Annotated in this window: 22 protein-coding genes; 18 read left to right on the plus strand and 4 right to left on the minus strand. The window is 29.2% G+C overall.

Annotated elements, in window-relative coordinates:
- Positions 1 to 2: 2 nt before the first annotated feature.
- A complete protein-coding gene (locus tag O6B72_RS04235; RefSeq protein WP_269492320.1) occupies positions 3 to 944 on the minus strand; it encodes a sugar transferase in 942 nt (313 codons plus the stop codon).
- Positions 945 to 1076: 132 nt separating this feature from the next.
- Here O6B72_RS04235 and O6B72_RS04240 point away from each other — a divergent pair, with 132 nt between their 5' ends.
- Together O6B72_RS04240 and O6B72_RS04245 are read left to right on the plus strand one after the other, a co-directional pair.
- Entirely contained in the window at positions 1077 to 1439 is a 363-nt protein-coding gene (locus O6B72_RS04240) for a DUF2179 domain-containing protein (RefSeq protein ID WP_269492321.1), read from the plus strand.
- A 42-nt stretch (positions 1440 to 1481) separates the two neighbouring features.
- A complete protein-coding gene (locus tag O6B72_RS04245; protein ID WP_269492322.1) occupies positions 1482 to 1682 on the plus strand; it encodes a hypothetical protein in 201 nt (66 codons plus the stop codon).
- Positions 1683 to 1686: 4 nt separating this feature from the next.
- Here O6B72_RS04245 and lptB read toward each other — a convergent pair whose 3' ends face one another.
- Genes lptB through O6B72_RS04260 form a run of 3 tightly spaced genes read right to left on the minus strand, consistent with a single transcriptional unit; the run spans position 1687 to position 3056 of the window.
- Complete coding sequence (gene lptB / locus O6B72_RS04250; protein ID WP_269492323.1) at positions 1687 to 2412, minus strand: LPS export ABC transporter ATP-binding protein; 726 nt, start codon at positions 2410 to 2412, stop codon at positions 1687 to 1689.
- Positions 2405 to 2827 (minus strand): tRNA (adenosine(37)-N6)-threonylcarbamoyltransferase complex ATPase subunit type 1 TsaE, encoded by a 423-nt coding sequence (gene tsaE, locus O6B72_RS04255; RefSeq protein WP_269492324.1) that lies wholly within the window; start codon positions 2825 to 2827, stop codon positions 2405 to 2407. Before tsaE ends, lptB begins: the two co-directional genes overlap by 8 nt.
- Entirely contained in the window at positions 2811 to 3056 is a 246-nt protein-coding gene (locus tag O6B72_RS04260; protein ID WP_018713024.1) for an RNA-binding S4 domain-containing protein, read from the minus strand. The genes tsaE and O6B72_RS04260 overlap by 17 nt, the downstream gene beginning before the upstream one ends.
- Positions 3057 to 3129: 73 nt before the next feature.
- On the opposite strand from O6B72_RS04260, the gene O6B72_RS04265 reads away from it, so the two are divergent.
- From O6B72_RS04265 to O6B72_RS04340, 16 genes are all read left to right on the plus strand, one after another.
- The gene (locus O6B72_RS04265) at positions 3130 to 4350 is read left to right on the plus strand and encodes an argininosuccinate synthase (RefSeq protein WP_269492325.1); all 1221 of its coding nucleotides are present in this window, start codon (positions 3130 to 3132) and stop codon (positions 4348 to 4350) included.
- Between the two features lie 12 nt (positions 4351 to 4362).
- Complete coding sequence (gene rplI, locus O6B72_RS04270; protein ID WP_269492326.1) at positions 4363 to 4806, plus strand: 50S ribosomal protein L9; 444 nt, start codon at positions 4363 to 4365, stop codon at positions 4804 to 4806.
- 1 nt (position 4807) lies between these two features.
- On the plus strand, positions 4808 to 5350 hold the full coding sequence (gene hslV / locus O6B72_RS04275; protein WP_018713027.1) for an ATP-dependent protease subunit HslV: 543 nt from the start codon (positions 4808 to 4810) through the stop codon (positions 5348 to 5350).
- Positions 5347 to 6669: an HslU--HslV peptidase ATPase subunit gene (hslU, locus tag O6B72_RS04280; protein WP_269492379.1), complete on the plus strand. Its 1323-nt coding sequence runs from the start codon at positions 5347 to 5349 to the stop codon at positions 6667 to 6669. Before hslV ends, hslU begins: the two co-directional genes overlap by 4 nt.
- Complete coding sequence (gene era, locus O6B72_RS04285) at positions 6669 to 7553, plus strand: GTPase Era (RefSeq protein WP_269492327.1); 885 nt, start codon at positions 6669 to 6671, stop codon at positions 7551 to 7553. The genes hslU and era overlap by 1 nt, the downstream gene beginning before the upstream one ends.
- A gap of 76 nt (positions 7554 to 7629) precedes the next feature.
- A complete protein-coding gene (locus O6B72_RS04290) occupies positions 7630 to 9198 on the plus strand; it encodes a hypothetical protein (protein ID WP_114675227.1) in 1569 nt (522 codons plus the stop codon).
- Entirely contained in the window at positions 9195 to 9830 is a 636-nt protein-coding gene (pilO, locus tag O6B72_RS04295) for a type 4a pilus biogenesis protein PilO (protein ID WP_114675228.1), read from the plus strand. Before O6B72_RS04290 ends, pilO begins: the two co-directional genes overlap by 4 nt.
- On the plus strand, positions 9827 to 10216 hold the full coding sequence (locus O6B72_RS04300; RefSeq protein ID WP_257876478.1) for a hypothetical protein: 390 nt from the start codon (positions 9827 to 9829) through the stop codon (positions 10214 to 10216). Before pilO ends, O6B72_RS04300 begins: the two co-directional genes overlap by 4 nt.
- Positions 10200 to 11759: a pilus (MSHA type) biogenesis protein MshL gene (gene mshL / locus O6B72_RS04305; protein WP_269492328.1), complete on the plus strand. Its 1560-nt coding sequence runs from the start codon at positions 10200 to 10202 to the stop codon at positions 11757 to 11759. Before O6B72_RS04300 ends, mshL begins: the two co-directional genes overlap by 17 nt.
- Entirely contained in the window at positions 11752 to 12564 is an 813-nt protein-coding gene (locus O6B72_RS04310; RefSeq protein ID WP_258298513.1) for an ATP-binding protein, read from the plus strand. Before mshL ends, O6B72_RS04310 begins: the two co-directional genes overlap by 8 nt.
- A complete protein-coding gene (locus O6B72_RS04315) occupies positions 12557 to 13399 on the plus strand; it encodes a CDC27 family protein (protein WP_269492329.1) in 843 nt (280 codons plus the stop codon). The genes O6B72_RS04310 and O6B72_RS04315 overlap by 8 nt, the downstream gene beginning before the upstream one ends.
- Entirely contained in the window at positions 13396 to 13935 is a 540-nt protein-coding gene (locus O6B72_RS04320; protein WP_258298511.1) for a hypothetical protein, read from the plus strand. The genes O6B72_RS04315 and O6B72_RS04320 overlap by 4 nt, the downstream gene beginning before the upstream one ends.
- 6 nt (positions 13936 to 13941) lie before the next feature.
- Positions 13942 to 15702, plus strand: coding sequence for a GspE/PulE family protein (locus O6B72_RS04325; RefSeq protein ID WP_269492330.1), 1761 nt, complete (start codon positions 13942 to 13944; stop codon positions 15700 to 15702).
- A complete protein-coding gene (locus O6B72_RS04330; RefSeq protein WP_269492331.1) occupies positions 15702 to 16949 on the plus strand; it encodes a type II secretion system F family protein in 1248 nt (415 codons plus the stop codon). Before O6B72_RS04325 ends, O6B72_RS04330 begins: the two co-directional genes overlap by 1 nt.
- 172 nt (positions 16950 to 17121) lie before the next feature.
- Positions 17122 to 19257, plus strand: coding sequence for an FtsK/SpoIIIE family DNA translocase (locus O6B72_RS04335; RefSeq protein ID WP_269492332.1), 2136 nt, complete (start codon positions 17122 to 17124; stop codon positions 19255 to 19257).
- Positions 19258 to 19262: 5 nt separating this feature from the next.
- Positions 19263 to 20432, plus strand: a complete 1170-nt coding sequence (locus O6B72_RS04340; RefSeq protein WP_258298507.1) for an FtsW/RodA/SpoVE family cell cycle protein — start codon at positions 19263 to 19265, stop codon at positions 20430 to 20432.

A 20432-nucleotide genomic window follows, 5' to 3' on the forward strand; every position in this document is an offset into this window, starting at 1 on the left:
GTCTATATACCTTTTCTTCCTAAAACTATCCCAATAGTTTTAAAAACTACTTTTATTTCAAGCCAGAGTGACCAATGTTTTATGTAGTATAAATCATACATTAATTTTTGTTTTGCATCATATACGCCATCACCGTATGGATAGCATACTTGTGCCCAGCCAGTAATCCCTGGGCGAACTAAATGTCGTTCATTGTAGTATGGCATCTCTTTTTCAAATTTATCCACCCAGTATTTTCTCTCAGGTCTTGGGCCTATTAAGTGCATATCTCCTTTTAGGACATTTATGCATTGTGGCAACTCATCAATTCTTGTTTTTCGCATAAATTTCCCAAAAGCAAAAACCCTATCATCATCTCTGCTTGCAAATTTTACTCCATCTTTTTCTGCGTCAATTCTCATCGAGCGGTATTTTATGCAGCCAAACTCATGCATATTTACCCCAACTCTTTTTTGAATAAAATAAATCTTTCCTGGACTTTGCTCTTTTATTTTTTTTCTAATATATGGTTTTATAGCTAAATTTATAACCCATAATATTAAAGCCCCAATTATATCAATAACTCTTTTTATTAGAAATTCAAATTTATTATATGGTCTTATTTCGCTTAAAAAGTTAAGATTCTTAGAATCATCTGGTATGTAGATTTTACAAAGATTTTTTTCAAGAAATTTTTGAATGGAGACAATTTTTAAAGATCTTTTATGATATTTAAATTGCAAAAGTGTTAAAAACCTTATTATTTTTGAATCAAGTGTAAAATCAGTATTTAAAACAAGATATTTATAATAATCTTTTTTTAAAAGCTCTTTTATTTTTTTTCTAATTAGCACTGAACTTTTTCTACTTCCATCATATTCTAAAAACTCTATATTTTTAAACTTTTTTTTCAATTTATTAAGTTCAATTTCATTAAATTTATATTTATCACCAAGAACTATCAAATTTTACTCCAAAGGAATTAATAATTTCTTATTTTATCTTAAATTATCTTTATAAGAGTTAAAAATCAATATTAAAATATATTATTAATTAAATATTGTTAAAATATGATAATAAATTTTTAAAGAGGATAAATGACTATTTTTGCAAGTGAGTGGTTTGTAACTTTTGGTATGCCAGTTTTAATTTGTTTAGCTAGGATTATTGATGTTACGATGAGCACAGTTAGAATTATTTTTGTTTCAAAAGGGCAAAAATTTCTAGCTCCAGTTTTAGGCTTTTTTGAAACTTTAATCTGGCTTTTGGCAATTACATCTATTATGCAGCACCTTGATCAATGGCAAAATTATGTTGCCTATGCACTTGGTTTTTCTCTTGGAACTTTTTCAGGCATAATTATAGAAAATAAAATAGCCCTTGGTCATGTTATGGTAACACTTGTTACGAAAACTGATGCCCATAGACTTATAAAAGTTTTAAGAGATCAAGGATACTAGGTTACTGAAACTTCAGCTATAGGAAATGATGGTTTTGTCAGTATGATGGTAACTATTATAAAAAGAAAAGAGATTAAAAACATTATACCGCTTATTAAAAGGCACAACCCATGTGCAGCTTATATAATAAGTGATATAAGATATGCAAATCCTGGCATTGCAAATGTACCTGTAACTTATGATGTTAAAAGAAAAATAAGAAAAATAAGAAGAGATAAAAATTTACTCGAAGATGACAGCTAAGAGTTTAAAAAAACTTAAACTCTTCTCCAAGATAGTATTTTCGCACATTTTCATCATTTGCCACTTCATCACTACTTCCACCAGCTAGAATTTCACCATCTTTCATTACATATGCTCTATCGCAAATTGCCAGTGTTTCTCGGACATTATGATCAGTTATTAAAATACCAATATCTAGTTTTTTTAGATTTTTAACTATGTTTTGGATGTCTGCCACAGCTATAGGATCAACTCCAGCAAAAGGCTCATCTAATAGTAAAAATTTAGGAGTTATAACTAAACTTCTTGCTATCTCACAACGCCTTCTTTCTCCACCGCTCAAACTTACTCCAAGCCTGTCTTTTATAGCAGTTATATTTAAAAGCTCAAGCATTTCATCTACTTTTTGATTGGCTTTGATTTTATCTTTTATACTAACTTCTGCTGCTAAAAGTAGGTTTTCTTCAACGCTTAATTCTTTAAAGACACTACTTTCTTGTGGCAAATATCCAATTCCTTGTAAAGCCCTTTTATGGAGTGGAACTTTTGTAATTATTTTATCATCAAGCTTTATATCTCCACTAGTTGGTTTTATAAGCCCACATATCATATAAAAACTTGTTGTTTTTCCAGCACCATTTGGTCCTAAAAGTCCAACAATTTCACCACTTTCTACACTTAGTGAAACGTTTTTTATTATATTTGTTTTCTTTATAGTTTTTTTAAGATTTATAGCTTCAAGCTTATGCATAATTTACCTTATATTCTCTTTTATTTCTTAAATTTTTTATTTCAATAGTGCAATAATTAAGTTCAAATTTTTGAAAATATTTTTCCAAATTTTCATCTCCCCATTCAACTAGATGAAGCCCATCTTCAAAAAAATTTTCAAAAAGTCCATTTTGAGTTAAGCTTTTAACTCCGTTTTGGTAAATATCATAGTGAAAAATTTCTAAATTTTGACATTTATAATTTTGCATAATGCTAAAAGTTGGGGAATTTACAACTCCATCAAATCCATTAAATTTAGCTATTTCTTTAACCAGAGTTGTTTTGCCACTTGCTAAATTACCTTTTAAAATTATAATGCCATTTTTAGGAAGTTTTTGAACCAAATTTACAAGTTCATCAATTCCTAAAATAAAATTTTCACACTTCTTTAACATATTTTGTTTGATCGCTTTTTGGTGTATTTTTTGTAGTTGGAAAGCCTAAAACCTCATATTTTTTCTCACCATTTAGGAATTTCAATGTGATAATATCGCCAATTTTCAGCTCTTTTGCTGGTTTGCATACTGCTTCATTTATGCTTACGACACCACTTTTACACATATCTTCACTAACCGCTCTTCGTTTTGTTAAATTTACTGCATTTAAAAATTTATCTATTCTCATAAGTCGTATTTTACCTTTTTTTAATGAAATTTAGGTAAAATTATTCTTAAAATTTTATAAAAAGGTTCAATTTATGAAAAAAGATGTTAAAAAGGTAGTTTTAGCCTATTCGGGTGGTCTTGATACAAGTGTTATTTTAAAATGGCTCGAAGATGAGTATAAGTGTGAAGTGGTGACTTTTACCGCAGACATCGGTCAAAATGAGGATTTAAAGCCAATCAAAGAAAAAGCACTAAAACTTGGCATTAAGGAAGAAAACATTTTTACGCTTGATTTAAAAGAGGAATTTGTAAAAGAGTTTGTTTTCCCTATGTTTAGAGCAAATGCTGTTTATGAGGGCGAATATCTACTTGGAACATCAATTGCTAGACCTTTGATAGCAAAACATCTTGTTGAAATTGCGGCAAAAACAGGAGCAGATGCTATAAGTCATGGAGCTACAGGCAAAGGAAATGATCAGGTTAGATTTGAGCTTGGAGCATACGCACTTAATCCTGATATTAAAGTAATTGCACCTTGGAGAGAGTGGGATTTAAATAGTCGTGAAAAACTGCTTGATTTTGCGCATAAAAATGGCATAAAAATAGAACAAAAAAAGGGAAAATCACCTTATTCTATGGATGCAAATTTGCTTCACATCTCTTACGAGGGGCTTATATTAGAAGATCCAAACAATTCCCCAGAGCCTGATATGTGGCGATGGACAACAGATCCAAAAGATGCTCCAAATGAGAGTGAAATAATAGAAATAGAGTATAAAAATGGTAATCCTGTTGCATTAAATGGCAAGAGTCTAACTCCTGCAAATATGCTAAATGAATTAAATAAACTTGGTGCAAAACATGGAATTGGACGACTTGATTTGGTTGAAAATCGCTATGTTGGTATGAAAAGTAGGGGTTGTTATGAAACTCCAGGTGGAACAATTATGCTTAAAGCTCACAGAGCGATTGAGAGTTTAACACTTGATAGAGGTGCGGCTCACTTAAAAGATGATATTATGCCAAAATATGCAGAGTTGATTTATAATGGTTTTTGGTTTAGCCCAGAAAGAGTTATGCTTCAAGCTTTGATTGATGAGAGTCAAAAGCATGTAAATGGCAAGGTTAGACTTGAGTTATATAAAGGAAATGTTACTGTGCTTGGAAGAAGTAGTAAAAAAGATAGTTTGTTTAACGCTAGTTTTAGCACATTTGAAGCCGATAATGTCTATAACCAAAAGGATGCCGAGGGCTTTATAAAATTAAATGCATTAAGATTTATAATTGCAGGTAAAAATGGAAGAAAAATATAATAAAGGATAGAGATGAAAGTATTACTTATAAAAGATGTAAAAAGCTTAGGAAAAGCTGGTGAGATAAAAGAAGTAAAAGATGGATATGGGCATAATTTTTTAGTTGCAAGAGGTTATGCCAAGATAGCAACAAACGAAGTTTTAAGACAATATGAAGCTGCTAAAAAAAGAGAAGCGCAAGAATTAGAAGATCAAATTTCTAATTTTAAAGATTTAAAAAAAGAGTTAGCTAAAATTAGAGTTAGCATAAAAAAACCTGTTGGAGAGGGTGGAGCTTTGTTTGGTTCAGTTACAAAAGATGAAGTTTCAAATGCTTTAAAAGAACAAAAAAATATTGAAATAGATAAGAAAATTTTAGATTTTGATACCATAAAACATATTGGAGTGTTTGATGTAGAAGCTAAATTTAAGCATGGTATAATAGCTAAGTTCGAAATAGAAGTAGTTGGCGAATAAAATGTTTGAAGCAACTACTATACTAGCTTATAAAGGCAAAAATGCTTCTGTAATTGGTGGCGATGGACAAGTTACTTTTGGAAATACAGTTTTAAAAGGCAGTGCTGTAAAAATTAGAAAAATTGGAAAAGATGGTTCAGTCTTAGCTGGTTTTGCAGGAAGCACAGCTGATGCTTTTAATCTTTTCGATATGTTTGAAAAATGTCTTGACTCTGTAAAAGGTGATCTTTTAAGAGCCGCTATTGATTTTAGTAAAGAGTGGAGAAAAGATAAATACTTAAGAAAACTTGAAGCAATGATGCTGGTTTTGGATAGGAAACATCTTTTTTTACTAAGTGGAATGGGTGATGTAGTTGAGCCAGATGACGGTAAAATTGCCGCTATTGGAAGTGGTGGAAATTATGCACTATCAGCTGCTAGAGCTTTGGATAAATTTTCAAATTTAAATGAGATTGAACTTGTAAAAGAGAGTTTGAAAATTGCAGGCGAAATTTGTATCTATACAAATCTAAACATAAAAACTTACTCTATAGAGGATAAATAATGCTTACACCAAGACAAATAGTAACAAAACTTGATGAGTATATAATCGGACAAAAAGAGGCCAAAAAGGTAATTGCCGTAGCACTTAGAAATAGATATAGAAGAATGCAACTAGAATATGATATGAGAAATGAAATCATTCCTAAAAATATCTTAATGATAGGATCAACTGGTGTTGGAAAAACAGAGATTGCTAGACGGCTTTCAAAGCTTTTTGGACTTCCTTTTATAAAAGTTGAAGCTAGCAAGTATACTGAAGTTGGCTTTGTAGGACGTGATGTTGAAAGCATGGTAAGAGATCTTGCAAATGCAGCTGTAAATTTAGTAAAAAGTGAAGAGATAGAAAAAAATAGTGATAAAATAGATGAATATGTCCAAAAAGAAATACTTAAAAAACTTCTTCCTCCACTTCCAAAAGGTGCAAGTGATGAAAAGTTAAGTGATTATGAAAAAAGCTATGAAAAAATGAAAGAAAAACTTTTAAATGGCTCTTTAGATGAACTTAATATAGAAATAGAAGTTATGGAAAATTCACTTGAATCAAATCCAAATTTACCGCCAGAAATGCAAAATATGCAAGATAGTTTTATTAAGATTATTGGAGTTGCTAGTAAAAAAGTCAAGAAAAATTTAAAAATCAAAGATGCAAAATCAGTTTTAAAAAATGAAGCTAGTAGCAAGGTTTTAGATATGGAAGCTATAAAAACAGAAGCTATGAATAGAGCTTCAAATAACGGCATAATTTTTATAGACGAGATTGATAAAGTTGCAGTTTCGGCTAAAAATAGCTCAAGACAAGATCCTAGCAAAGAGGGTGTTCAAAGAGATTTACTTCCGATAGTTGAGGGCTCAAGTGTTAGTACAAAATATGGCGTTTTAAACACTGATCATATTTTATTTATAGCTGCTGGTGCATTTCATATGAGTAAGCCAAGTGATTTAATACCGGAACTTCAAGGAAGATTCCCATTAAGAGTTGAATTAGATAGCTTGGATGAAAATGCCTTGTATGAAATATTAACTAAACCTAAAAATTCACTTTTAAAGCAATATATTGCTCTTTTAAAAACAGAAAAAGTTGATCTTAAATTTAGTGATGATGGTATAAAAGAAATTGCTAAAATTGCGGCACAAACAAATGAAAAAATAGAAGATATTGGGGCTAGAAGACTTCATACTATCATAGAAAAAGTGCTTGAAGATATAAGTTTTGAATCTGATAGTTACGCTGGAAAAAGCGTTGAAGTAGGGGCTGAGCTAGTAAAAGATAAATTAGGCGAAATATCTCAAAGCGAGGATTTAGCAAGGTATATTTTATAATGCCAGATAATATAAAAAAAAGTGGTTTTGTTACACTCATTGGCAGAACAAATGCTGGAAAAAGTAGTCTTTTGAATTTTTTACTTGGTGAAAAACTTTCTCTAGTGTCGCATAAGCAAAATGCGACAAGAAGAAAAATCAACGCAATTGTTATGAATGATGACAATCAAATTATTTTTATTGATACACCAGGACTTCATAAAAGTTCAAAAGTTATGAATAAAACTATGATTGAAATAGCACTAAATTCAGTAGGGGATGCTGATTTAGTACTATTTTTGGCTAGTGTGCATGATGATATATCAAATTATGAAGAGTTTTTGCTTAAGTTTGACAATGTTAAACATATATTAATTTTAACAAAAATAGATGAAACAAGCGATGAAAAATTAGCTAAAAAAATAACTCAGTATTCTAAATTTGATGATAAATTTTTAGCTTTAGTTCCAACATCCATTAAAAAGCCAATTTGTAGAAAACCTCTTTTAGATGAAATTTGTAAACACTTACCATTTCATGAGTATTATTATGACCCTGAACTTTTAAGTCCAACAATATCAAAGGATATTTATAGGGATTTAATATTAGAGTCTATTTTTGAGAGTGTAAGTAGCGAAGTACCTTATTATAGTGATGTTATAATTGAAAAAGTTATAGAAAAAGACAATTTAATTTCAGTTTACTCTCAAATTATTACAGATAATAATTCTCATAAAAAAATATTAATTGGAAAAGATGGACTTACAATAAAAAGAATAGGAATAAAAGCAAAAAAGTTGATTTCAGATTTTTCTAAGTTAAAAATTTATTTAAATTTAGAAGTTGTTGTAAAAAAAGGTTGGAATTCAAATGAAATGTTAATCAGAAAGCATTTTATATATTGACTTTTAAAGCAAATTTGTTTAAATTATAGGAGTCTAAAGTGTTAGTAAGTAAAATTTTATTAAAGAAAGTTGTGTTATGCTAAAGTTAAAAAGTAAAGAGACGAAAGTCAAAAAGAAAAAGCAAAAAGCTGAAAAAGGTTCAACAACTATCGTTACAATCGATAGGGTAAATGAACAAACTTTTGGTTTTGCTGGCAATGAAGTTTTTCACTATGAGCGCATCAAAAAAGGTGCTAAAAATGAGTTCTATATAACTTATTTACCATACAAAGATATTCTAACAACTACTGTAGAAGTTAGTAGATCTACACCAGATGATGAAGTAATTGATGCAATCACTATTAAAACTTATGAGGATTTGTCATTAAATCCAGATGATGATTTTAAGATAACCTATCTTGAATCGGATATGAGCGATAATGACAATAGAATATATAATGTTTTTGTTGTAAATAACTCTATTTTAAGAAGTGATCTTTCATATATAGCTGACAACACAAAATATATTGACTATGTTGCAAAAGCACCATTTTTAATGTATTCTCTATATAAAAGAAATATACTTCCATCCAATACAGTGGATTGTTTTATTTACTTCCAAGAAGAAGATGCATTTTTAGTTATTTATCAAAATGGAAAATATTTAGATTCAAGATCTATTAGATATAACTTGAAATTTATTTGGGATAAATTTGTAGAGTTAAGCGGCGATAGAGTTGATGCAAAAGATTTTTATTCAATGCTTTCAAAAGATGGTTTAATTAGTGAAAACGCAATAGATGGTGATAATTTAATACAGATTTTTGATGAGATGTTTTTATATATAAGTGATATACTAACAAGTATTACAAAGGTAAATAAAATATCTCTTGATAATGTTTTTTTTGGTACAGATATAGGAAACATTAAAGGAAGTGAGGAATTTATCACTGAAAGACTTGGAGTAGAACCAAAACCTTTTGATTTTAATATAGCTATAAATCAAAAAGATTTTGAAGATTTAACCCAACTTGATGTTTTAATGATGCTTACAGCAAAAGAATATCTTATAAATAAAGATGATGAATATAACTATTCTACATTTTTAAGGCCACCTCCTTTAGCTCAAAGACCTGTTGGAAAGCTAATTGGTGTTGGAGTTGCTGCATTAATAGCAATTCTCGCATATCCTGCTTATCAATATGCACACGGTTTCTATAATCAAAAGCTAACTGAGAAAAAAGAAATTGAGTATACTCAAAAAGATAAAGAGAAAAAAAGAATTGAATCTACTTTGGCAAGCTTGCAAGATCAAATAAATAAAAAGCGGGAAGAGATTGCAGCTGAGCAGAAAATTCTAAAAGAAAGATCAGATCTTTTAACGGCTATGTATGACAAAAAAGTTGAATATCCTATGAAAGGTAAAGCTATATTTGATATGACAAATATGATAAATAAACAAAGCGGTAAGCTGATGGGTATTCATAATGCAGATCAGAATTTAACATTTGAAGTAAGAACTGAAACTGAGAAAAAAATGACTGAACTTTTAAAAGCTATAAGCAATACAAAGGGTTATAATGTTGACACTAAACTTATACTTTTAGATGAAAACAATCAAACAATTGCTTATGAAAGCAATGTCAGTGTGGAGATGAAAAAATGAAAGAAAACTATTTAGATAAAATTGATAACGCACTGTTATCCAAACAGCAAAATGAAGTTCAAATGATAAATTTGGGGTTGGCTGTTGTTGTAATGCTATTTGGATATTTACTTGCTTTTGGACCTGCGCAAGATTATTTTGATGCAAAACAAAGTGCCTTGGATAATGTTGAAAAAAGGCTAGATGAAGTAAATAGATATCTTATGAATAATAATGATGCTACAATAGCTCAATATGAAAACACATTAAGACAAGAGGATAATAATCTTAAATATGTTCAAGAACAAAATGAATATTTTGATGATAAATTAAAAGAGCTTTCATATATTACATACAATGAAAAAAACTGGGCTAAATTTTTAGATTTTTTAACAAGTGCTGCTAAGGAAAACAATATAAAAGTTTTTTCACTAGAAAGTAAAAATTTAAAAGTTGTTGAAAAAGAGGTTCAGCCTATGCTAGATGTTTCTGTAAGTATGGAAGGTGGTTTTCATAATGTTTTAAAATACATAAATTCCATAGAAGAGTCAGAAATGGTTGTTGATTTGAATGGTATGGATATAAACTCAACATCACCAAATTTAATCGGTGGTAATATCAAGATTTCTGTATGGGGGATGAAATATCAATGAAAAAAATATTAATATTAGCTGTTTTAGCAGCTGGAGTTTATGCAGCTCCTGATATGTCAGCATATGAAGATAAATTTAATGCTCTAAGTCAAAAAAGAGTTGGGCTTAGTGATAAGGATATTTTATCTTTAAAGAGTCCTTTTCCAGTAGAAGATCTTAAAAGTACGATATCAGATGATATAAAAGATACTGACTTGGTCGGAAAAGAACTAAATGCAATTGTTGCTGATAGAGTTAGAATAAATAAGGATTGGTATAAAATAGGCGATAGTATAGGCACTTTTGAAATAAAAGAGATAAACGAAAAAAGTGTTATTATTGAGAATGAAAAGAAAAGTTTAGAATTAAAACTAAAACAAGGAAATAAAAATGTCAAAATCAACTAGAAAATTAGCTTTATCACTGATTTTAGCTTTAGGATTATCAACAGGATTAAGTGCTTCTACTTGCGATAAGAGGGCTTTTAATATATCTATTACAGATGCTGTAACTTTAAATGATATATTAACTCAGCTTTCTGATACTTGTAATTTTAGTATAGTTGCTAAGGATGCTATTGCAGCAGAGGCTTTGAAAAAAGAGTTAGTTGGGGTTAGTATTAAAAATCTATCATTGAGAGAAGTTTTTAATATTTTAATAAATGAAAACAACTTAGGATATGAGTTTAACAATCAAGCTCTTATGATTTCGGCTTTACAAACTAAAACTTTTAAAATTGATTATATAACAAGCATTAGAGAAGGTAGTGCCATAGTAAGGGCCTCTACAGATTCATCTCCAAAAGAATTTGATGCTGAAAGAAATGCTCAAGTAATAGATGATAATGTTATAAAAGCTACTGAAAAATTTGATTTTTGGGCAAATGTATCGGATGAAATCACTTATATTTTAAATAACGGAACTGAAAAATACGAAGCAATTCCTCCAATTATAAATCAAAATGCAGGTTTAGTTACAGTAACGGCTACAAAAGCACAGCTAAAAAGAGTTGATGAATACATAAGAGAACTTCAAAGAAGACTTAAAAGACAAGTAATGTTAGATGTAACCATAGTTGAAGTTAAGCTAAACAATAGCTATACAAAAGGAATTGACTGGTCTAAATTTGAACTTGGTTTTAATACATATGTAGATAATAGAAAAACACCTTCTTTCTTTAATTTTGGCAACCCGACAAATAGTCAACGTACATTGAATATAATACCAGATGGGGATAGTGATTCAAAATATGGAAAATTAACTACTCAAGGTTGGACCGGAAAAGCAAGTACTAGTAATGGTGTATGGGCAATTGGTGCAAATTTAAACTTTAGCATAAACGGTGCTATAAATTTCCTTGAAACAAAAGGAAAGACTAAAGTTATTTCTAATCCTAAGGTTATGACTTTAAATAATCAGCAAGCTATTATTACAGTTGGTGATATTTTTAATTATATCCTAATAGAATCAAAAAACTCTTCTGAGTCATCTACTACAGTTTCTGAAAATAGGAAGATGTATTCTACATTCATAGGAATTTTATTGAATATTACACCTGAAATTTCAGATCAAAATAAAATAATGTTAAGAATAAATCCAAGCTTAAGTGAGTTAAAATATAAAGAGGATGATAAAAAGCAAGAGACTCCAAGAAGTATAGCACCAGATACAAGAGAGAAAAAAGTTTCTACTGTAATAACTGTAAATGACGGTGATACTGTTATTCTAGGTGGTATGATAGCACAAAGTAAAGATAAGAAAAATACTAATGTTCCAGTTTTAAGTGAAATTCCATTACTTGGAAATTTATTTAAAAGCACAGGTGATATTTTATCAACAACAGAACTTGTATTTATCATAACTCCAAGATTAATGGATAATACAGGTAAAAATATAGCTGATTCTTTAAAAGAGCTAGGTTATTCAAAATCGCTTTACACATATGAATAATTTTAGTCTAATTAAAGATATTTTTGTCGAGAATGATAATACTAAAGATTTTGTCAATCTCGACAAATCAAATCTTGCATATCATAAGATTTTGAGTGCTTTACAAAAACCTTTAAAGCTTATTCTTTTTTATGGTAAGCCAGGAACTGGGAAGACTTTTTTACTTTATAAAATTAAAGAAGATTTAGAAGAAAGAGTAAAAGTAGTTTTTTTCCCACAACCTTTTTTTGATGAAAAAGAATTTTTTCATGAAATGTATTTACAAATTTTTAATAAAGAGCCAAAAGAGCTTGTAGATAGCTATGAGAGCTTTATGCGTATTTATAAAAATAGTAATTTAAATACTGGCGAGCAAGTAGTAATATTGCTAGATGAGGCTCAGCTATATCCACCAGTTTTAATAGAAAAAATTCGTCTCATGGCTGATAGTAGACTTTTTAAATTTCTTTTTACAGTACATAAAACAGACGAAGAAGATGCTTTAGCAAAAGACTATTTTAAAACTAGAATTTGGTCAAGTATAGAGCTTCCAAACTCAACTTTGAGTGAATTAAAGCTTTATATTGAAAAAAAACTTTTATTTCATAACTTTCACGCTTATTATTATCAATACAATGATGATAATTTTAATTTGATTTATCATCTAACTGATGGAAATTTAAGAAATTTAAATAAACTTTTATTTAAAATTTATGAAATTTGTGAATATTATGAAGTAAATAAACCAACAGAAGTTAATGCATCAGGATTTAGTAATAAAATCATTGAAATGGCTGCTATTAGTGTAGGACTTATAAATGCTTGAACATTTTGAAATTACAGAATTAGAAGAAAAATGGAATGAATATAATAAAAATAAAGGAAAGTTGTCTAAAAATTTAGGTTTTAGAAAATCAATTATCATAGCTTTTTTGGCTGGATCGGTTTTTTTAGGCTTAATATTTTGGTTTATTTTTTCTGATAAAAAAGACAATATTGAAGTAAAAACTACACAAGTTTCAACAAAAAATGAGTCTTTGCCTAGTTTAGAGAGTGTAAAGGTTGAAAAAAATAATACTCTTGATAAAAAAGAGTTTAGTGATGCAAGGGGCGAATTAAATTTTAATAATATAGGGATAAACTCAAGTGTTGATGCCGGCGGTTTCATGCTAAACAACACTTATGAGCAAGAAAAACAATCTTTTTTAAAAGAAGAAAAGACTTTTCCTTCCATACCAAAAGATGAAATAATTGACTTTGGAAACCCTCCAGTGCCTCCACAAACAGTATCTAATAGAAATTATACCAACGTTGAAAATACTCCAAAAAAAGGAAAGGTTATTATAAAAACTACACCTTTAAAAGTAGATAAAAATTCTCTTGAAGAGAAATTTTATGCAAGTAATGATATACTTTATTCTTTAAAACTTGCTCAAAATGCTTATGATAATAAAAGATATGATGAAGCTATTAAATGGGCATTAATATCAAATGAAATAGATAAAAATAGTGTAAAGAGTTGGATAATTTTTGCAAAAGCAAACTATAAAAAAGGTAATAAGCAAGATGCTTTAATAGCTCTTGAAAATTTTAACTCAAGAGTTTCTAATCCTGAAGTTATAGCTACAATTAAACAGATGAAAAATGGTGATTTAAGATGAAAATTTTTATTTTTTTATCTATTTTTCTAAACTCTATCTTTGCTCTTGATATTTATGATATAAAAAATTGGAATGATGCTGGAAGCTACAATAGAATTTGTTCACAAAGTGTTAGAGATTTTTTTGTAAAAACCCAAGATGAATCAATTGCTAATATCTATGCAAATGCATGTTTAAAAATGGATAAAATAAATGAGCTTATAATCCCCATGGTTATGCTTTATAAAACAAAAGAATCAAGAGAAAATGCATCTTTATACTCAACTATACTTTTTCAAAAAAAAATGTTATACTTAGCCTTAGTAGATGGGGTAGATATAAGCTATATTAGAACTCCAAAAGTTAACTATATATTATCAATAGTGTTTGATAAATATGTAGTTGGTGATTATAAAAAAAATGGTGAAGCCTATAGAGTGGCTTTAGATAACAAGAGCTATTGCGATCTTTTAGTAAATGATGAAAACGGTGTTAAACAACTTGTTATAGCTATTTATGAAAATGATAAATTAAGCTCTATTAAAAAATATTGGTGAATCGTTATGAGTACAGCAGAACAGCTTGAGAATCATATTATAAATGTATTAATTCAGCAACAGATTATATCTCCAGATGCAAAAGAAGAAATTGCTGAAAAAATGGATATCGGTCTTACTTTGGGTGAGGTTTTAATAGGTGATAATTATGTAAGTGATACTGATTTATCTTTTCTTCTTGCCGATATTTATAGAAAAGGTAAAATAACTCTTGAAGAGATTGAGGAAAAGTTTTTTATTGGTAAGCAAACTTTTTTAGAAAATTTTGCTAAAAAATTTAATATGGTTTATATTAATTTAAATGAAATTGATATAGATTATAGAATTTCAGAAAGGGTTTCTTTAAATCAGTTAAAAAGATTCAAAGCTTTGCCTGTTAAAGAGGATGATTTAAATATTTATGTAGCCTTACAAGAGCCCTTTGATGTAAACGCTCAAGATAGAGTACAGGCACTTTTTAGTAGAAAGCTTTTAAAAGTAGTTATAAGTGATCCTGAACAAATAGAAAAATATTTATCAAAAGTTGAGCTTGCAGAAAGTATAAAAGGTATAGTTGCTGATATAAGACAAGAGCTCAATAGTGTCGGGGAAGATGCTGTAGATAGTAGTAATAGTTCTGGCATTTTAAACCTAATAGAAACTATTGTGAAACAATCAATTAAGCTAAAAGGTAGTGATATTCATATCGAGCCAACTGAGACAAACTGCATAGTAAGAACTAGAATTGATGGTATGCTTAATGAAATTTTTATATTTGATAGAGATATTTATCCTCCACTTGTTTCAAGGTTGAAACTTTTATCTAATATGGATATAGCAGAAAAAAGAAAGCCTCAAGATGGTAGGTTTTCTTTAACTGTTGGCGAGAAAGAATATGATTTTCGTATCTCAACTTTACCTATTGTAAATGGTGAATCTACAGTTATGAGAATTTTGGATAAATCTAAAGTTTTAATCAGTCTTGATAAGCTTGGTATGCATCCTGAAAATTTGAAAAAATTTAACGCTGCAATGCATGCACCTTATGGTATTATTTTAGTTACTGGCCCTACAGGTAGTGGTAAAACAACTACATTGTATGCGGCACTCAATGATATGAAAAATGTTACCACAAAAATTATTACAGTTGAAGATCCGGTTGAGTATCAGCTAAATATGATTCAACAAGTTCATGTTAATGAAAAAGCAGGTCTTACATTTGCTAGTGCTCTTAGATCTATTTTAAGACAGGACCCTGATGTTATAATGATAGGTGAGATTAGAGATCAAGAAACTCTTAGAATTGCTATTCAATCAGCCTTAACTGGTCACTTGGTGTTTTCAACACTTCATACAAATGATGCTGTTAGTTCAATACCAAGAATGGTTGATATGGGTATTGAGCCATATTTAATAAGTGGTGCCATTACAGCAATTGAGGCTCAAAGGCTTATTAGAAAACTTTGTCCTAAATGTAAACAGCCTGTTACTTTACCAAAGAGTATGTTAGATAAAATAGAAAAATATTTACCAGAAAATTATTCTTTTTATAAGGCAGCTGGATGTGAAGAGTGTGCAGGTAGTGGATATATTGGAAGAGAAATGATAAGTGAGGTTTTACCTATTAGTGAAAAATTACAAAGCTTAATAGCATCGGGTGCTACAAAAGAAGAAATGAGTAAAGTTGCCTATGATGAAGGCTTTATTGATATGTTCCATGACGCTATTATAAGAGCGGCAAAGGGTGTTACAAGTATAGAAGAAGTTTATAGGGTGGCTAAAGAATAATGAAAAATTTTGAAGTTGAATATGTAAAAGATGGTAAGAGACAAAAAATGTTTGTTAAAGCTGACAATAAAACATCAGCTCAGAATATAGCAAAAAGACAAAGAAGTGGAACTATCTTAAAAGTTGGAGAGACAAAAAATGCACCTGCTAATGTTAGTTTAAATGATTTAGCTGCAAGTGTCACTAGACTTTTAGGAACTGGTGGAAAGATAAAGATTCCACTTATGGTTGCTTCTGTCAGGCAGCTTGCAGTTATGACAACAGCTGGAATTTCTATTCACGATAGTATTAAAGAAGTTGCTAATTCAACAGAAGATGCAAGGTTAAAAGAAATTTTTACTTCTATGAGTGATGACTTAAACTCAGGTCTTAGTTTGACTGAGGCGTCTAATAAATTTAAACATGAGCTTGGTGATGTTTTTATAGCTATGGTAAGTCTTGGAGAAAATACTGGTAATATGGCTGAAGCATTGACAAAATTATCGGAAATGATGCAAGAATTGTGGGACAATAAACAAAAATTTAAAAAAGCTATGCGTTATCCTATCACCATTTTAATAGCATTGGCTGTTGCATTTGTTGTTTTAATGTTATTTGTTGTGCCTAAATTTAAAGAAATTTTTGATGAGTTAGGTGCAAAGCTTCCACTTCCTACAAGAATTCTTTTTTCTATTGAAAGTGTTTTAAGTAATTACGGCTTGTATGTTTTAGGTGGATTGATAGCTACAATATTTGGTATAAGATATATGCTTAGAAATAATGATGAGTTTAAGAAAGGTTGGGATAAATATATCTTAAAAGTTTATCTGTTTGGAAAAATTATATTTTTCTCAACAATGGCAAGATTTACTCTTATTTTTACTGAACTTGTAAGAGCTGGTATTCCAATAGCTGATTCACTTGATACAGCAAATAAAATGGTTGATAATCAAACCTTAAAAGTAAAACTTGGAACTGTTAAAGTTGCAGTTCAACAAGGTGTGAGTTTAACCGATGCTTTTAGAAATACTGAAATTTTTGAAAGCATGCTTATACAGATGATTAGTGCAGGTGAGCAGAGTGGTAGTTTGGACACTATGCTTAAAAATGTTGCTGATTATTATAAAATGAAATTCAATGATATTATAGACAATATTTCAAGCTATATAGAGCCACTTTTACTATTTTTTATGGCTTGTATGGTATTGCTTCTTGCTCTTGGTATATTTATGCCTATGTGGGATTTGGGAAGCGCTGTTAAAAACTAAAAGAATTTGGGTAAAATTTTTACCCAAATTCAACCATTTTAAAAGATTATTTTGTTAAAATAGTATCTCATTTTTTTAAAAGGATTTTGCTATTTTAAGAGAGATTATTTTTATTATTCTGGCAGCTTTATCTGTTTTTTTAGAGATTTCAACTATTTCTTTAAATTTTCATATGGTAGGTAGTTTAGGTGCATTTTTAGGAAAATACAATATCTATGTTTTTGGATATTTTGCCTATATTTATCCGATTGTATTAATTGTTCTCATTTATTTTTCTTTTAAAAACATTAAGAATTTTACCGCAAGATTGGTTGAACTAGCTACAGGATTAAGTTTACTATTTTTTACCATTTTGATAGCTCAAGCAACTATTTTTTCTACAAATAAAGGATTAATTGGTGAAACAATAGTCATTTCTTTAAAAGATATGATTGGAAGTGCTGGAATGTGGGTTTTTATATTAATGATGTTTGTTTTATCACTTGTTTTAATATTTGAAGAAAAAATAACAACCATTATTAAAAAATCATTCATAACTCCAAAAAAACATCTTGAAATTATGATAAATACAAAACAAGATAATGATGAAATTTTAAATCATATAAACAATCTAAAAGAAAATGAAATTGTAGAAAAAGACAATCAAGAAATAAATCTAGCGTTAGATCAAGAAAATAGCAAAGTAACAGAAGAAAATTTCGTCTCAGACAAGATAGAACAAGTAAAAGAAAAAACTTTAAATTTAGAACCTATAAATTTAAAAACCACTATTTTAGAACCAGAAATCTCAAATGAAAATAAAAATATTACAAAAAAACCTAAAAATTTAAACAAAGTTGAGCACTTAAAAGAAGTTGCTGAAAATAAAAAACTATTAGATCAATTAGATAAAGGTGAAAGTATTAAAGTAATTGATTTTAAACTCCCAAGTTTAGATTTTTTAAATGATCCTCCAAAAATATCAAAAAATGTAGATGAAGAAGAAATCGATCAAAAAATTTATGATCTTCTTGATAAACTTAGAAGATTTAAAATAGATGGTGATGTTGTTAGAACTTACTCAGGTCCAGTTGTTACAACCTTTGAATTTAGGCCAGCCGCGAATGTAAAAGTTAGTAAAATTTTAAATTTAGAAGATGACTTGGCAATGGCCTTAAAGGCAAAAACCATAAGGATTCAAGCTCCAATTCCAGGAAAAGATGTAGTCGGTATTGAAATTCCAAATAAAAATATTGAAACTATTTATTTAAAAGAAATTTTGCAAAGTGAAATTTTTAAAAAAGCTTCAAGTCCTCTTACTATTGCACTTGGTAAAGATATAGTTGGACAGCCTTTTATAACAGATCTTAAAAAACTTCCCCATTTGCTAATTGCAGGAACTACTGGAAGTGGAAAAAGTGTTGGTATAAACTCAATGCTTTTAAGTTTACTTTATAAAAACTCACCAAAAACTTTAAGATTAATTATGATAGACCCTAAAATGCTCGAATTTAGCATCTATAATGATATACCACATCTTTTAACTCCTGTTATAACAGATTCAAAAAAAGCTTTAATTGCTTTATCAAATTTAGTAAGTGAAATGGAAAGACGATATAAAATTATGGCACAAACTAGCACTAAAAATATAGAAAATTATAATCAAAAAGCCATTAAAAATAATTTTGAAACTCTACCTTACATAGTAGTTATAATAGATGAGCTTGCAGATTTAATGATGACAAGTGGTAAGGATGTTGAGTTTTACATTGCTCGTTTGGCTCAAATGGCAAGAGCAAGTGGAATTCATTTAATAGTTGCAACACAACGCCCAAGTGTAAATGTTGTAACAGGTTTAATTAAAGCAAATCTTCCATCAAGGATTAGTTTTAGAGTAGGGCAAAAAATAGATAGTAAAGTTATTTTAGATCAAATGGGAGCTGATAGTTTATTAGGGCGAGGAGATATGCTTTTTACTCCTCCATCAAACACTGGACTTATTAGACTTCATGCACCTTTTACAACCGAAGAAGAAATTTTAAAAATAGTAGAGTTTTTGAAATCCCAAGGTCCGGCTATATATGATGATAAATTTTTAGAAGAAGCTAGCAGCGATGAAAACAAACAAAATATTGATGATATTGAACTTGATGAACTTTATGATGAGGCAAAAGAGATAATTTTAACAGATGAAAAAACTTCTATTAGTTATCTTCAAAGAAGGCTTAAAATAGGCTATAACAGGGCAGCAACTATTATTGAACAACTTGAGGCTATGGGAGTTTTGAGTGAAGTAAATGCTAAGGGTCAAAGAGATATTATAAGGTGAAAATTTTGAAATCTGATAAATTTTTATTTTTTATAACTTCTTTTTTAATTGCAATAGGTATTATATTTTCGCTTTCTCTTGGTGTTTTTAGTGTTTTACTTTATGATTATGACAATACACATTTTTTTATCAGACAGCTTAGTATAGGAGTCATAAGTATTTTTTTAATGTGGGCTTTATCTAGACTTAATCCTGAAAAAATTTTAACCTTTGTTTGTATTTATATATTTTTTTTAGCGATGTTTCTTTTAATGCTTGCTATGCCTTTTATGCCGTCATCCTTAGTTAGGGAGGTAAATGGAGCGGCTAGATGGATAAAACTACCCGGTTTTTCCTTTGCTCCAATTGAGTTTTTTAAGATAGGATTTATATATTTTTTAGCTTGGAGTTTTAATAGAAAAATAGATGGAGTTAAAAAGCCTTTTTGGGATGAATTTTGGATATTATTTCCATATATTATTGTTTTTTTCTTTATTATTATGCTTGTTGCTATATATCAAAATGACCTTGGGCAAATTGTTGTTTTAGGTTTAGTTTTATTTCTAATGATTGTGTTGGCTGGAATTAGCAAAAAAATGTTTTTTTCATCTTTTGGTTGTTTTATTATTATTATTATATGTATTATAAAATTTAGTGGCCATAGAATGAATAGAATATACTCATGGTTAGCTGGAATAAAGGATGTACTTGCTCCAATTTTACCTGATAAAATTGCAAATAGTATTTTTTCTGATGATGCTCAAACCCCATATCAAATTTCGCACTCATTAAATGCTATAAATAATGGTGGATTTTTTGGCGAAGGAATTGGGCTTGGAACCTTTAAGTTGGGATTTTTAAGTGAGGTTCATACTGATTTTGTTTTAGCAGGAATTTCAGAAGAAACTGGTTTTTTTGGAATTTTAATCATAGTTATCCTTTTTTATGTGCTTTTGTTTAGGATTTTTCAAATAGCTTCTAACGCATCAAATAAGGTTTATTATCTATTTTCTTCAGGGATAGGTTTTATGTTTTTATTTTCTTTTATGATAAACTCATATGGTGTTACATCATTAACACCTGTAAAAGGTATTGCGGTTCCATTTTTGAGCTATGGTGGAAGTCAACTTTTAGGAAGTTCAGTGGCCATTGGATGCATTTTAATGATATCAAAAAAAAGTAAAATTAAAGGCTAA

The sequence above is a fragment of the Campylobacter ureolyticus genome (genome assembly GCF_027277485.1).
Classification (GTDB): domain Bacteria; phylum Campylobacterota; class Campylobacteria; order Campylobacterales; family Campylobacteraceae; genus Campylobacter_B; species Campylobacter_B ureolyticus_B.

Coding starts and splice junctions, on each gene's coding strand:
- O6B72_RS04335 (WP_269492332.1), top strand. CDS start 17,122: ATGGTAGGTAGTTTAGGTGCATTTTTAGGAAAATACAATATCTATGTT.
- O6B72_RS04330 (WP_269492331.1), top strand. CDS start 15,702: ATGAAAAATTTTGAAGTTGAATATGTAAAAGATGGTAAGAGACAAAAA.
- O6B72_RS04260 (WP_018713024.1), bottom strand. CDS start 3,056: ATGAGAATAGATAAATTTTTAAATGCAGTAAATTTAACAAAACGAAGA.
- O6B72_RS04290 (WP_114675227.1), top strand. CDS start 7,630: ATGCTAAAGTTAAAAAGTAAAGAGACGAAAGTCAAAAAGAAAAAGCAA.
- O6B72_RS04245 (WP_269492322.1), top strand. CDS start 1,482: ATGATGGTAACTATTATAAAAAGAAAAGAGATTAAAAACATTATACCG.
- mshL (WP_269492328.1), top strand. CDS start 10,200: ATGTCAAAATCAACTAGAAAATTAGCTTTATCACTGATTTTAGCTTTA.
- O6B72_RS04240 (WP_269492321.1), top strand. CDS start 1,077: ATGACTATTTTTGCAAGTGAGTGGTTTGTAACTTTTGGTATGCCAGTT.
- rplI (WP_269492326.1), top strand. CDS start 4,363: ATGAAAGTATTACTTATAAAAGATGTAAAAAGCTTAGGAAAAGCTGGT.
- O6B72_RS04315 (WP_269492329.1), top strand. CDS start 12,557: ATGCTTGAACATTTTGAAATTACAGAATTAGAAGAAAAATGGAATGAA.
- lptB (WP_269492323.1), bottom strand. CDS start 2,412: ATGCATAAGCTTGAAGCTATAAATCTTAAAAAAACTATAAAGAAAACA.
- era (WP_269492327.1), top strand. CDS start 6,669: ATGCCAGATAATATAAAAAAAAGTGGTTTTGTTACACTCATTGGCAGA.
- O6B72_RS04320 (WP_258298511.1), top strand. CDS start 13,396: ATGAAAATTTTTATTTTTTTATCTATTTTTCTAAACTCTATCTTTGCT.
- hslV (WP_018713027.1), top strand. CDS start 4,808: ATGTTTGAAGCAACTACTATACTAGCTTATAAAGGCAAAAATGCTTCT.
- tsaE (WP_269492324.1), bottom strand. CDS start 2,827: ATGTTAAAGAAGTGTGAAAATTTTATTTTAGGAATTGATGAACTTGTA.
- O6B72_RS04325 (WP_269492330.1), top strand. CDS start 13,942: ATGAGTACAGCAGAACAGCTTGAGAATCATATTATAAATGTATTAATT.
- O6B72_RS04265 (WP_269492325.1), top strand. CDS start 3,130: ATGAAAAAAGATGTTAAAAAGGTAGTTTTAGCCTATTCGGGTGGTCTT.
- pilO (WP_114675228.1), top strand. CDS start 9,195: ATGAAAGAAAACTATTTAGATAAAATTGATAACGCACTGTTATCCAAA.
- O6B72_RS04300 (WP_257876478.1), top strand. CDS start 9,827: ATGAAAAAAATATTAATATTAGCTGTTTTAGCAGCTGGAGTTTATGCA.
- O6B72_RS04310 (WP_258298513.1), top strand. CDS start 11,752: ATGAATAATTTTAGTCTAATTAAAGATATTTTTGTCGAGAATGATAAT.